This is a genomic window from Rhodoglobus sp. G.S.23, assembly GCF_056675935.1.
Genome location: NZ_CM155237.1, coordinates 577876 through 590452, shown reverse-complemented (window position 1 = coordinate 590452; position 12577 = coordinate 577876). Strand labels below are relative to the sequence as shown.

At 60.7% G+C, this 12577-nt stretch carries 11 protein-coding genes and 1 tRNA gene; all 12 read right to left on the bottom strand.

The genetic code is table 11. The features are described 5' to 3' along the window. Nucleotides 1-190: 190 nt before the first annotated feature. Complete coding sequence (locus AC1ENN_RS02860) at nucleotides 191-964, bottom strand: lysophospholipid acyltransferase family protein (RefSeq protein ID WP_449648318.1); 774 nt, start codon at nucleotides 962-964, stop codon at nucleotides 191-193. Nucleotides 965-1045: 81 nt separating this feature from the next. Then, nucleotides 1046-1121 (bottom strand) — tRNA-Thr (locus AC1ENN_RS02855). Between the two features lie 73 nt (nucleotides 1122-1194). Next, entirely contained in the window at nucleotides 1195-2769 is a 1575-nt protein-coding gene (locus AC1ENN_RS02850) for an alpha/beta hydrolase (protein ID WP_480406629.1), read from the bottom strand. A gap of 17 nt (nucleotides 2770-2786) precedes the next feature. Further along, nucleotides 2787-4316 (bottom strand): alpha/beta hydrolase, encoded by a 1530-nt coding sequence (locus AC1ENN_RS02845; protein WP_449648320.1) that lies wholly within the window; start codon nucleotides 4314-4316, stop codon nucleotides 2787-2789. After that, nucleotides 4313-5479: a DNA polymerase III subunit delta' gene (locus AC1ENN_RS02840; RefSeq protein WP_449648321.1), complete on the bottom strand. Its 1167-nt coding sequence runs from the start codon at nucleotides 5477-5479 to the stop codon at nucleotides 4313-4315. The genes AC1ENN_RS02845 and AC1ENN_RS02840 overlap by 4 nt, the downstream gene beginning before the upstream one ends. A gap of 9 nt (nucleotides 5480-5488) precedes the next feature. After that, complete coding sequence (gene tmk, locus AC1ENN_RS02835; protein WP_449648322.1) at nucleotides 5489-6118, bottom strand: dTMP kinase; 630 nt, start codon at nucleotides 6116-6118, stop codon at nucleotides 5489-5491. Between the two features lies 1 nt (nucleotide 6119). Then, nucleotides 6120-8975 (bottom strand): type I DNA topoisomerase, encoded by a 2856-nt coding sequence (gene topA / locus AC1ENN_RS02830; RefSeq protein WP_480406628.1) that lies wholly within the window; start codon nucleotides 8973-8975, stop codon nucleotides 6120-6122. Between the two features lie 82 nt (nucleotides 8976-9057). Then, a complete protein-coding gene (locus AC1ENN_RS02825; protein WP_480406627.1) occupies nucleotides 9058-9456 on the bottom strand; it encodes an Rv3654c family TadE-like protein in 399 nt (132 codons plus the stop codon). After that, nucleotides 9456-9875, bottom strand: coding sequence for a TadE family type IV pilus minor pilin (locus AC1ENN_RS02820; protein WP_480391704.1), 420 nt, complete (start codon nucleotides 9873-9875; stop codon nucleotides 9456-9458). The genes AC1ENN_RS02825 and AC1ENN_RS02820 overlap by 1 nt, the downstream gene beginning before the upstream one ends. Beyond that, entirely contained in the window at nucleotides 9826-10119 is a 294-nt protein-coding gene (locus AC1ENN_RS02815; RefSeq protein ID WP_449648326.1) for a DUF4244 domain-containing protein, read from the bottom strand. Before AC1ENN_RS02815 ends, AC1ENN_RS02820 begins: the two co-directional genes overlap by 50 nt. A 104-nt stretch (nucleotides 10120-10223) precedes the next feature. Continuing rightward, nucleotides 10224-11141: a type II secretion system F family protein gene (locus AC1ENN_RS02810; protein ID WP_449648327.1), complete on the bottom strand. Its 918-nt coding sequence runs from the start codon at nucleotides 11139-11141 to the stop codon at nucleotides 10224-10226. Then, on the bottom strand, nucleotides 11138-12313 hold the full coding sequence (locus AC1ENN_RS02805; RefSeq protein WP_449648328.1) for a TadA family conjugal transfer-associated ATPase: 1176 nt from the start codon (nucleotides 12311-12313) through the stop codon (nucleotides 11138-11140). Before AC1ENN_RS02805 ends, AC1ENN_RS02810 begins: the two co-directional genes overlap by 4 nt. Nucleotides 12314-12577: the final 264 nt, after the last annotated feature.

The window sequence follows — 12577 nt, the reverse complement described above, 5'->3', positions numbered from 1 at the left end:
CCCGTGGCGTAGCATCGCCGGTTCACACCGGGTATGCCGTTTAGATGGATGCGAACGCGGTCAGCTCTGTAGAGTCGCGCCGCAATCGCATGTCGTTGGTTAATCTAATCCTAAGCAGACCTGCTGGCGATTTCATCCACACGGGTAGCCCCAGTTGGGGACGGGACCACAACCCAAGGGCATTGCTCGACTATCGACGATTGCGAGAAGACTGAGCCCGGCGCAATTCGCGCTCGGCATCGGCTGCCGCGGCCTCTTCTGGGGTCGGGGCTGTTCCCCCGAGCTGGCGTGGCTGCCACCACTGCCCGGTTCCCTCAAGCGGATAGTTCTGTTGCGCCTTTTCAAGGAGACGTTCCATAGTTGCCTTGAGTTGCGCGGTTGCGGCATTCGCGTCATCCGCAACCGACACCATGATGGGCTCACCGACGACCATCATGATGGGAACACCGATTCGCTCGCGCAGTGTGATCTTGCGGTTTTTGGTCATGAGGCGTTGCCCGCCCCACACCGCGAGCGGAATGAGGGGCACTCCAGCTTCAGCGGCCAATCGCACCGCGCCAGTCTTAAAATCACGAATCGTGAATGACGCGCTCACCCCGGCTTCGGGAAAGACTCCAATCAATTCGCCAGACTTCAGTGCTGACACGGCCGCGGCATATGCGCTAGCTCCCGCCTTCATATCGACCGGGATGTGCTTCATGTTGCGCATGAATGACCCGACCACCCGTTTGTCGAAGACACTCTTCTTCGCCATGAAGCGGATGCGGCGGCGGTTATGCAACCAGGTCGCCCACTCGACGAGAGCAAATTCCAAATACCCAAAGTGGGTCATCGCTATGACGGCACCGCCCGTATCGGGCATATTCTCCGCACCGATAACGGTACGACGCACCCGGAGGGCACCAAACATTGCGCGACCAGCGCCAATCGCTGCGGTATAGATCGGCTCATTTCGGTACTTCATAACCCGAGTTTAAGAGACGGGCATGGGAGCTTGCCTGACAAGCCTTGAAATCGGCGAACTGGCGACGTAGCTGCACTCTGGTGGAGCCGCCTGTCAGAATCGAACTGACGACCTTCTCATTACGAGTGAGATGCTCTACCAACTGAGCTAAGGCGGCCGGCCGCATTTTCATGAGGCACAGCAAGATAGCTTAGCCGAAGATTCGGGGCTCCAAAGCCGTCACCGTGAAGTCAGCGCTTGGCGCCACAGTTGGGGTCGGTATTGGGCACCGTTCCGCGCACGAAGTAGTTGTCGACAGCATCATCCACACAGGCAACTCCGCCGTTGTAGGCGGTGTGCCCTTCTCCGTTGTAGGTGATGAGTTGAGCGCTCTGAAGCTGCTTACTCAAGGCGACCCCCCACTCGTACGGTGTCGCTGGGTCACCGGTTGTCGAAATGATGAGGACCGGTGGTGCCCCGGCACCTGTCAGCTCAGTGATACCAGGGCCGATGTACTTATAGGGCCAATTCAGGCACGTGAGGTCTGCGGTCGGGGGGAAGTCCCGATACGTGGTTGGCGATGCCGCCTGCATCAATTTCTGTTGTTCGACTAACACGGCAGGGTCAGTCTCGACCGGGTAGTCAACACAGTAAATCGCGATAAAAGCTTCAAGCGAGTTGTCGGTGTAGGTGCCATCGCTAGCGCGGCTGTAGTAGAAATCGGCCAAGAAGAATGCGGTATCCGTTCCGCCTCGAGCAGCCTCTGAGAAGAGATCGTTAAGAAACGGCCACGAATCTTGAGAATAGAGTGCAGTACTCATCGCAATATCGATGACACCGGCATCCATCATGCGGCCATCGGGGGCAGCAACCGGTTGAGCGTCATAGCGGTCATAAAGTTCGCGGATGGTCGCGAGTGCGGCATCCACGCCCGCTGTGAAAGGACAATCGTCAAACGACGTGGGGCAGGCTGCCAAATAGTTTTCGAGCGCCCGCTGGAATCCCGCCGTTTGCACGAGCCCCACCTCGAACACCGAGATTGACGAGTCTGTTGCACCGTCGAGCACAATGCGCCCAGCGTTCTGGGGAAAGTTTTCTAGATAGTACGAACCGATATCGCTGCCATAGGAATAACCCAAGTACTGCAGCTTCTCGTCGCCAACAATCGCCCGCAACATGTCGAGATCGTGCACCGTGCTCTGGGTGTCGATGAACTGCAGGATCGGACCGGTGTTGTTAAAGCACGCTTGACCAAAGCTGATCGCCGCTTCTTCACTCTCAGCAAGCCACGCATCGCTGCCGACCTCGGCATCCGGGATCCCGTAAACGAAATCATCGAGTCCATCGTCGTCGAGACACGTCACCGGAGTCGAGCGGCCAACCCCGCGAGGATCCCATCCGATAACATCGTAATTTTCGCGAAGCGTCGAACTCACCGCAAAATCGACATCATCATGAATGAGATCAAAACCTGAAGCCCCAGGCCCACCAGGATTCACAAACAGCGACCCCAAGCTTTCGCCGGTCGCCTCATGTCGAGCAAGCGCCAGAGTGATGTCTGTTTCGGGCGAGGGATTAGCCCAATCCATTGGCGCTGTCGCCGTCGCGCACTGAGCGCCGTCATCACAGTCAACCCACGTGAGTACTTGCTCGTAGTACGGGGCAAGTTCCGCGGAAACCGTTTCGCCGGTTGGTTCCGAACGTTCGCCGACGAGCAAGTCGAGGATATTCACACAGCCACTCAGCAGCACCGTCACTGCCGCGGCAGTCGCCACAAGGCTGAACCTGCGGGCGCGGACAGAGGAACTAGCACGGGTGAACTTCACGGCCCTGAGCCTAGCGGTTAGCAGTTGGGGTCGGCGGCCGGAACCACGCCCTTCAACAGAAAGTCTTCCACGGTGGAATTCACGCAGTCGTTCGACTTGTTGTATGCTGTGTGGCCCTCACCGTTGTAGGTAATGAGGTGCCCGCTCTCAAGATTGGCGGCAACAGTCTCCGCCCACGCATACGGAGTTGCGGGATCGTTTGTCGTACCGATCACCAACATGTCGGCCGCTCCAGGAGCCGCAATCGCCACCCGCTCGCGCTTCGCCTCCACCGGCCAATTAGCGCACCCCGGATCTCCGTAAGACATCTGCGGCCCAAAGATCGGAGCAGCGACAGCTAAGGCAGCAGCCTGTTCGCGCATGCGGGCAGAATCGGCGGGCTCGCGGGCATCCAAACAATTGATTGCAACGAACGCTTCCGTCTGATTCTCCGCATAGCTGCCATCTGCGCCACGACCGTTGTAGCTGTCGGCGAGATCGAACGCAATGCTCGCATCGCCCTCCATCACGGTGGTGAAAAGTTGGCGCAAATACGCCCAATTGCCCTGGCTATAGAGCGGCAAAATGATCGCGGTAAACATCGTCGCACTGCCCAGCTGGCGACCATCAGCATTCGCAAGTGGACTCTGATCGAGGCGATCTAGCAGAGTGCGAATCGATGCCCGCGACTGCTCAGTCGATCCGGTGAAAGGACAATCGTTGGCGCCAGCACAATCCTCCAAGAACGCATCAAGTGCACCCTCAAAGCCTTGAGCTTGAGCCTTCGTTGCCTCAAATTCGGATGCCGCGGGGTCAACCGCACCGTCAAGAACGAGTCTCCCCGTCTTCTCCGGGAACAACTCCGCGTAGACCTGTCCAAGCAACGTTCCGTAGGAGTAGCCCAAATAGTTCAGCGTGGTGTCACCAAGCGCGGCCCGAAGCATGTCGAGATCGCGGGCAGCACTCAGAGTGTCGACAAACCCCAGAAGAGGCCCCGTCTCCTCAAGGCAGCGCTCCGCAAACTGAGCAGATGCCTCCGTGGAAGCCGCAAGCCACTCGTCGCTGCCCTTCTCCCCCGGTGTAATCCCGTAGATGTACTCGTCGAGCTCCGCCGGCTCTGAGTAGCACGACACCGGCGTCGAACGGTTCACCCCACGAGGATCAAAACCAACCACATCGAACTGTGACTGGAGCGCCTCACTCGTGGCGTAATCCACACTGTCGGCGATGAAATCAAACCCAGAGCCACCAGGACCACCAGGATTCACCAACAACGAACCGATGCGGTCATTGCCGCGCGCTGTCTGACGAACTAGCGCCAACTCGATTTTTTCGCCCTCGGGGTTCTCCCAATCCACCGGCGCAATCGCCGTGGCACACTGCAGCGCATCACCACAGTTCGCCCATTCCAACACCTGCTGGTAGTAGGGCTCAAGTCCCGGAGTCACTGGCTCGTCGGTCGGTGTTGACGTCATGTTTGATGCCGGCGGCATGAACCACGAGACGCAACCGCTCAGCAAGAGCGAGACAGCAATCGCAGCGGCAGTGACGCCGAAGATGCGCCTCATGCGCCGCGACCGGAAACAGCGACCTTCACGAGCATTGCCTCGAGCGCGAGCGCTGGCGCGACATTGCTCTCGATCCGGCGGCGCGCTTCAGCGATACCATCCATGATCGCAAGGGTCGCTACGGGCGTGGTTCTGGCAGCGACCGCGTTGATGTTGTTGAGGATGCTGAGGTTGATGAGTTCGCCAGGAGCGCCGATCTGGGTCAGCAGAATGTCGCGATACAGCGAAAGCAGGTCAACCATGATGCGGTCGATGCCATCACGCAGTCCACGGGTAGCTCGACGCTTCTGGTCCTCTTCCATCGTTTTCAGTTGAGCGCGCAGCGCTGGCGGGATAGTTCCGCCGGGGGCGACACCGAGCGAGCGAAGCGCTGACTCACGTTCCTGGGCATCCCGCTCTTCGGTGAGCGCTGTGGCATCCGCCTTCGATAGGTCAAGCAAAGTCGTGGCAGCAATCACAGCATTGGACACCGAACGGATGTCGAGAACGGTGGTGAGGGTGCGTTCGCGTCGTTCGCGGGCCTCCGAATTGGTGGCAAGACGGTGTGCCATGCCGATGTGGCTTTGAGCTTCACGCGCGGCACGCAAGGCGATGTCGGGGGCAACACCATCGCGGTCTTGCAGCAGTTGCGCGACATCGTCAATTGCGGGGGTGCGAAGGCGAACGCTGCGCACGCGTGAGCGGATGGTGGGGATGAGGTCTGCTTCGCTTGGAGCACACAGAATCCAGACGGTGCGCGGCGGCGGCTCTTCTAACGCTTTGAGCAGCACGTTGGAGGTGCGCTCAGCCATGCGGTCGGCATCTTCGATAATCATCACGCGGTAGTGGCCAACCGAGGGCGAAAATTGCGATGACGAGACGAGTTTGCGCACTTCGTCAATCGAGATGATGACGCGTTCGGTGCTGAGGACTCCCAAATCGGGGTGAGTGCGGGCCAGGACCTGCTTGTACACAGATTCTTCGGTCTCGTCGCCGCGGGTGCCGAGTAGTGCGGCAGCAAACGCGTAGGCAATGTTTGACCGGCCGGAACCGGGCGGCCCCGTGATCAGCCACGAGTGAGTCATTGACGATTCGTCTGTGCTTCCCAAAGCCGACGATGATGCTGCCGCCGACAGAACGGCGATCGCCTCAGTTTGACCTGTTAGGCCCTCCCACAACGACATGCGCTCAGTCTAAGCGGGTTGTGGCAGGTGATTCTGGATGCGCTCACGGATTGTGGCGGCGATCTCATTCAGGTCGCGTGCGGCATCCACGACAAGGATGCGATCGGGCTCCTGAGCAGCCCGAGTGAGGAAGGCGTCACGCACGCGGGTATGGAAATCTTGTTTCTCAGCTTCGAGCCGGTCATAGCGGGTGCGGGCACTATCGAGGCGCTTGCGGCCGTCGGTCGGGTCGACGTCGAGCAGCACAGTCACATCGGGCAGTAGCCCCTGCGTTGCCCACAGCGACAGCTCGCGTACTTCGTCAGCGCCGAGCACTCGCCCGGCACCTTGGTAGGCCTCAGATGAGTCGATGTAGCGATCCTGAACCACAATTTCGCCGCGTTCGAGCGCCGGGCGAACCACCGTCGCGATGTGATGCGCACGGTCGGCGGCATAGATCAGTGCCTCAGCGCGCGGATTCATCTCGCCGCGGCGGTGCAAGACAATTTCGCGCAGCTCAAGCCCTAGGTCGGTTCCGCCGGGTTCGCGGGTGACGACTACAGTGTGACCGGCAGCGGTAAGCCACTCAACGAGAAGTTTCGATTGTGTGGTTTTACCCGCACCATCTCCGCCCTCGAGGGTAATGAAGAGTCCGGGCACGCTACTTGATTTCGTCAGCCGACGATGCGGCAGCTTTCACGGCTGCCGGCTTCTTGGCCGCCGGTTTCTTTGCCGCAGCGGTGGTCTTTGCCGCAGTCGTTTTTGCGGTGGCCGACTTGGCTGCAGGCTTCTTGGCCGCTGGCTTCTTGGCTGCGGGCTTCTTGGCTGCGGGCTTTTTCGCGGCAGGCTTCTTTGCTGCCGTCTTGCGCTTGACTGGCCCCTTGGCACGCTTGTCGGCGAGCAATTGCACGGCGCGCTCAAAGTCGACGTCTTCGACAGTTTCGCCGCGAGGGATCGTGGCGTTAGTCGTGCCGTCGGTTACGTAAGCACCGAAGCGGCCATCCTTAATCTTGATCGGCTTTTCGCTGACAGGGTCGGCATCGAACTCTTTGAGGGCACTGGATGCTGCGCGGTTTCCGTATTTGGGCTGCGCGTAAAGTTCAACAGCCCCGGCTACGTCGATCTCGAAGATGAGGTCTTCGCTGGTGAGTGATCGAGTCTCTACGCCCTTCTTGAGGTAGGGGCCGTAGCGTCCGTTTTGGGCGGTAATTTCCACACCGGTTTCGGGGTCAACACCAACAACGCGGGGCAGGCTAAGCAGTTTGAGCGCAGTATCGAGGTCGATTGCGTCGAGTTCCATCGTTTTGAAGATGGATGCAGTGCGCGGCTTTACGACGGCGACCTTTTTAGGCTTCTTAGCCTTTTTTACTTCGCCAGTCTTGGGGTCAATCTCTTCGACTGGCTCAGGAACGGGCTCAGGTTCTGGTTCGAGCTCTGTGACGTAGGGGCCGAAGCGTCCATCCTTGGCGACAATCTCTTTGCCGTTTTCGGGGTTCACGCCGATAACGCGGTCGCCGACAACGGGGGCCTCGATAAGTTCGACGGCTTTAGCGAGGGTGAGTTCGTCTGGCGCAAGTGCTTCGGGAATGTTGACGCGGCGCGGTTTCTCGGGGTCGTCACTGGGGGTCTCCAGGTACGGGCCGTACTTTCCGATGCGCAGGGTCACTTCATCCGACAGCTTCATCGAGTTAATTTCCTTGGCATCAATTTCGCCGAGGTTGTCGATAACAGTGCGAAGGCCGCGGTACTTGTCGTCGCCGAAGTAGAACGACTTGAGCCATTCGACCCGGTTCTGGCTGCCACCGGCGATGCGGTCGAGGTCATCTTCCATGCCAGCGGTGAAGTCGTATTGCACCAAGTCGCCGAAATATTCTTCGAGCAAACGGATGACCGAGAAGGCGATCCAGTTGGGCACAAGTGCTTGGCCACGCGGGGTTATGTAGCCCCGGTCGATGATCGTGGAGATGATCGACGCGTAGGTTGATGGGCGACCGATACCGAGCTCTTCAAGCTTCTTGACGAGGCTTGCCTCGGTGTAGCGAGGCGGCGGGCTGGTCTCGTGGCCTTTGGCTTCGACCTCGAGCAGCGTGAGCGTCTGACCTTCTTTGAGCGGAGGCAGCTTTGCTTCTTTTGGCTCGGCGGTGGCGTTGCGCTCTTCGTCTTGGCCTTCTTCGTAGGCCTGCATGAAGCCGCGGAAGGTGATGATGGTTCCGCTTGCCGAGAATTCGGCGACGGGCGCTTCACCGGCAGTGATGGTGATGGATGCCGTTGAGCCTTTGGCATCGGCCATCTGTGAGGCGACGGTGCGCTTCCAGATCAGTTCATAGAGTTTGAAGTCGTTGCCGCGCAGCGTTGACTGCAATTCGCTTGGGGTGCGGAAAGTGTCACCGGAAGGGCGGATTGCTTCGTGGGCTTCTTGAGCGTTCTTGCTTTTGCTGGCGTAGACGCGGGGCTTGTCTGGCACGGCGTCAGCACCGTAGAGCGCGACGGCTTGAGTGCGCGCGGCGGTGATGGCCTGTTGCGACAGCGACGAAGAGTCGGTTCGCATATAGGTGATGTAACCATTTTCGTAGAGCGACTGCGCGACGCTCATGGTTTGGCGTGCGGAGTAGCGCAGCTTGCGGCCGGCCTCCTGCTGCAGCGTCGATGTGGTGAATGGTGCTGCGGGGCGACGCGTGTATGGCTTGGTCTCAACCGTCTTCACGGTGATGGTGGTGCTGGGCATCCGTAGTGCGTCTGCGAGGGTTTGGGCAGCTTTCTCGTCGAGCGCTACAGCGTCGCCCTTGAGGTTTCCGCGGTCGTCGAAGTCGCGGCCGGCGGCTACACGCTTGCCGTCGAGGCGAACAAGCTTTGATTCGAAGCCGTTGGTTTCGCTATCTGGCGAGAGCTGAGCGATGAGGTCCCAGTAGTTGGCGGTGATGAAGGCGAGGCGTTCACGTTCGCGCTCAACAACGAGGCGGGTGGCGGCTGACTGGACGCGGCCGGCGGAGAGGCCGGGGCCGACTTTGCGCCAGAGCACTGGGGAGATTTCGTAACCGTAGAGGCGGTCGAGGATGCGGCGGGTTTCTTGAGCGTCGACAAGTGCAGTATCGACGTCGCGGGTGTTGTTGATGGCCGCTTCAATGGCGTCTTCGGTGATTTCGTGGAACACCATGCGCTTGACGGGAACTTTGGGCTTGAGCACTTGGAGGAGGTGCCACGCGATGGCTTCTCCTTCGCGGTCCTCATCAGTTGCGAGGTAGAGCTCGTTGGCTCCGCTGAGCGCTTTCTTGAGTTCGGAAACGGTTTTCTTTTTGGCGTCGGAAACGACGTAGTAGGGCTCAAAGTCGTTGTCGACATCGACAGAGAACTTGCCAAGGGAACCCTTTTTGAGCTCGGGTGGCAGGTTGCGAGGTTCGACGAGGTCTCGAATGTGGCCGACCGAGGAGAGCACGTCGTAGTCGTCACCGAGATACTTGGCTATCGTCTTGGCCTTGGTGGGCGACTCGACAATGACAAGCTTTTTGGTGCCAGACACGGGACTCCTTGGGTGATGACGCACTTGACCGGTGGCAGCGCCACTGTCAGCGACACAATACACACACCGACCGCTCAGTTGCCTAATCCGCCCTGGTTGGGGGTGGCCCTGCTGTGGCGCTCGTTGTGACCAGTATGCCGAGGATGCGGCGACTAGCGGTAACCGTGACAATACGCCCATCAACTGTGCACTCCTCTATATGGGCGTCATTTGCGACCGCGAGTCGCTCGGCGTTGGTGCAGGGAAAACCCGCGATGAGGCCACTAGCGGTGTCGGCCGCCACAAGTGCAGCAGCATCGGTTGCTCCGGCGAGCGCGTGCTTCACGCTCAGCGCCCAGTAGAGCGGGATGACGAGCGCGGTAAGTGCGATGACGGTAGCGACGAGGCCGACCATCAGGATGGTGCCCGCGCCCCGTGCTTCCCTCACCTGACTGCGCACTCCGGGCCGCTTCGCACCCGGCCGCTCGAGCCCGAAGGACACTACTTACCTCCTGCGAGCGCGCAGCTGCTGGCGCTGAGCGTGATCGGCAGCAACCCGAGCAGGGCGTTGCGCGCTGGAGCGCTTACGGTGGCGCACACGAGGTCGTCGCGGTGTTGAGGGGTGAGTCGTGCCGAGGAGACGAGGGCGGATGCCGTGGCTGCGACACTTGCGACACTTTCGTCGCGAGCGAGACTGCGCGCTGACGCTGCTGCTGCATCCTGCAGTCGCACTTGCAGCCCGGCCAGTTGCACCCCGCTGAGGCAACACACGAGTACAAGGACGACGGCGGGCAGCGCCAGAGCAAATTCTGCGGTGACGCTGCCACGGTCGGGGAGGCCAAGGCGTTCGCCGTTGCCCTGTCTCGCAGTTCTAGGAGGGGATGGAGAGCGCACTGCGGATGAGGTCGGTGAGCATGCCACGCACTTCTCCAGAACGAAGCACAACGACGAGAAGGCCAGCGAAGCCGACCGCCGCAAGGGTGGTGATGGCGTATTCGGCGGTGGCGGCGCCACGTTCGGAGCGGAGTAGAACCGAGGCTCGACCGCGATCTCGAGCGCGGAGCCCTAGAGTACGCTGCGGCTGCGCTCGTTGCTCGAACAATCGTCGGCGACTCCCCCGACCCGGTTCGAGGGCGGGAAAACGGGCAAGGTGCGGATCGTTCATGAAGTACTCCTTCGTGCGCTGTAGCGCAGTCTGCGGCCGAGTCCCTTTAGCCTGTCGAGCCCGAGCAGCACTCGAGGCGCCAGCCCCCAAGGTGTGGAACACGGTCAGAATCCGGCGACGGTGGATGAGATGACCGCGACCATAAGCGGCAGCACCCCGAGCACCATGAAAGCGGGAAGCACACACAGCCCAAGCGGGAGCATGAGCCGCACAGAGAGCGCTGCGGCTCGGGCACGGGCATCCGCATCTGCCGTCAAGCGCAGTTCATCGGCTTCGGCGCGCAATAGCTCAGCTGCCGGAATTCCTGCCTCCTGTGAGAGCTGCAACACCTCGTCTAGGTGATCACCGTCGCCGGGAAGCTCGAATCGCTCAAGAGCCCGCGCCACAACAGTCCGCGCCTGCACAAGTGACCCACCACCAGTGACAGCGATTGCCATAAGTTCGCACTCCAAACCCGGAGCCGCCCGAGTGGGTGTCGCGGACGTCACAAGCCGCCGGTTCCACCGCACTGCCACAAGAATGAGTCCGACGCCGATCACCACACAGCCCCACCCGATCGGAGTTGTTGCGAGCACTCCGAACGTGTCAAAACCCAGCAGCGCGCCGAACAGGAGTCCGACCGCAGGCAACGCCAACACCATGCGGGCTGTCGCTACCGGGGCGGCGAGGGCTGTGGCAACTTCGCGCTGCACCTGCACGAGCATCCGCAGCGCCCTCGCGTGTGTTCGGAGCGCACCAGCAAGAGGTGCTCCGACCTGGCCAGCCACGAACCAGGCCGCAGCGAGAGAGTTCCAAGCCTGCCGATCAAGTGCGGGCAGAGTCTCGGATGCACGCACGATCCGTTCGGGAGCACCACCGGAATCATCACCTGCCGCAGCTACCGCCGCCGCAATGCTCTCGATTGGCCGCCCTCGAGCAACGTGCCGCCACGCTGACGACGGAGCGAGCCCCGCGTTCAGGAGGACCGCCAAACGCTGCGTAACACTGGCGACTTCAGGGAGTTGCGAGGGAGCGCGTTTCATTCGAGATCGGCTATCGCTAGCCGGTCATGATCATCGAGCACGAGCCGCCCAACATGGGTGAGCCTGCGCTTGCCATCAATTCGATCGATGTGGAGCACCGCCCCAATCGCACTCACTGCCTGCCGCGCGATTGCGGGAGCATCCAACCCCGCGAGCGCGCCAAGCGCCTCAAGACGGCTAGGAACATCCTTGAGCGAATTCGCATGCACCGTGCCAGCACCGCCATCGTGGCCGGTGTTCAACGCACTCAAAAGTTCGCGGATCTCCGCTCCACGGCACTCCCCTAAGACGAGCCTGTCTGGCCGCATCCGCAGTGCTTCTCGCACGAGAGCGGGCAAACCATAGCCGCCAGCACCCTCAAGGTTTGCTTGCCGAGCCTCAAGCGAGACGAAGTGGGGATGCTCCACTCGAAGCTCAGCAACATCTTCAATGGCCACAATGCGTTCTGACTCGGATGCCGCCCCTAATAGTGCGCCAAGAAACGTGGTCTTGCCTGCTCCCGATGCTCCAGAAATGAGAACATTCGAGCGCCCGTCGATGAGGGCCTTCACTCGCGCAAGCGGCACCTCGGAGAAGAACCCGGCGAGGTCGAGTTCGCCAAGCCCTAATGGTTGGCGGCTGGGGACCCGAATCGATAGCAGTGTTCCGGTTGGTGAAATCGGTGGCAGTACGGCGTGCACGCGGATGCCCCCGGCCAACCGCACGTCGACGCAGGGGGTCGCTTCATCAATGTGGCGGCCGCCAAGGTTGATGAGGCGCACCGTGAGCGCGCGCAAATCCGCCTCGGTCATCCCCACGTCGCCGACCGTCTCTAGGCCACCACCCCGGTCGATCCAGACGTGCGCTGCACCATTCACAAATACGTCAGTGATGTTGGGCCGGCCGACGTAGGGGGCGAGTGGCCCGAATTCGTGCACAACCTGTGCTGCAGTATCCCGAACCAGCCCTCCATGAGGTGGGGCAATTGCGCGACTGATTCCCGAGTTGACAGACGCCGAAACATCGAGCGGCCCACTCGGTTCTGACCCACTCAGCTCTGGCGCGCTCGGCATAGGCCCACTCTCCCGGTGTGTACCGCCAACGGGCACACCCACCCTGCGAGTGGTCTCGGCAGTCAGTTGTCGACGGGCGACAAAAGGAACGGTATCGGGGGCACTCGCTGTCTCAGTCACGCCGCAACAGTAAGAGCGATCATCCGACAGGAACGGGCGCCCGCTCGAACTCGTGTCCCAACGACAATGGCAAGGAGTGTGGAGGAGTTGCTTCGGCTGATCGACAACCGCCCATCAATCGACGACTGCCCGTTAATCGACGACTGCCCGTTAACGAGAGAGGGGCGGCGTCCATTGGGGGGAATAGACGCCGCCACCGCGGCAATCGATTGGGGGGAATCAAGATTGCCGCGTGCCGAACTTGCATTCGACGACTTTCAGTGT

What these genes read in the sequence shown, in the direction of transcription:
- AC1ENN_RS02860 (WP_449648318.1), bottom strand. Translation starts at nt 964, where the DNA reads ATGAAGTACCGAAATGAGCCGATCTATACCGCAGCGATTGGCGCTGGT.
- AC1ENN_RS02845 (WP_449648320.1), bottom strand. Translation starts at nt 4,316, where the DNA reads ATGAGGCGCATCTTCGGCGTCACTGCCGCTGCGATTGCTGTCTCGCTC.
- AC1ENN_RS02840 (WP_449648321.1), bottom strand. Translation starts at nt 5,479, where the DNA reads ATGTCGTTGTGGGAGGGCCTAACAGGTCAAACTGAGGCGATCGCCGTT.
- AC1ENN_RS02815 (WP_449648326.1), bottom strand. Translation starts at nt 10,119, where the DNA reads ATGAACGATCCGCACCTTGCCCGTTTTCCCGCCCTCGAACCGGGTCGG.
- AC1ENN_RS02810 (WP_449648327.1), bottom strand. Translation starts at nt 11,141, where the DNA reads ATGAAACGCGCTCCCTCGCAACTCCCTGAAGTCGCCAGTGTTACGCAG.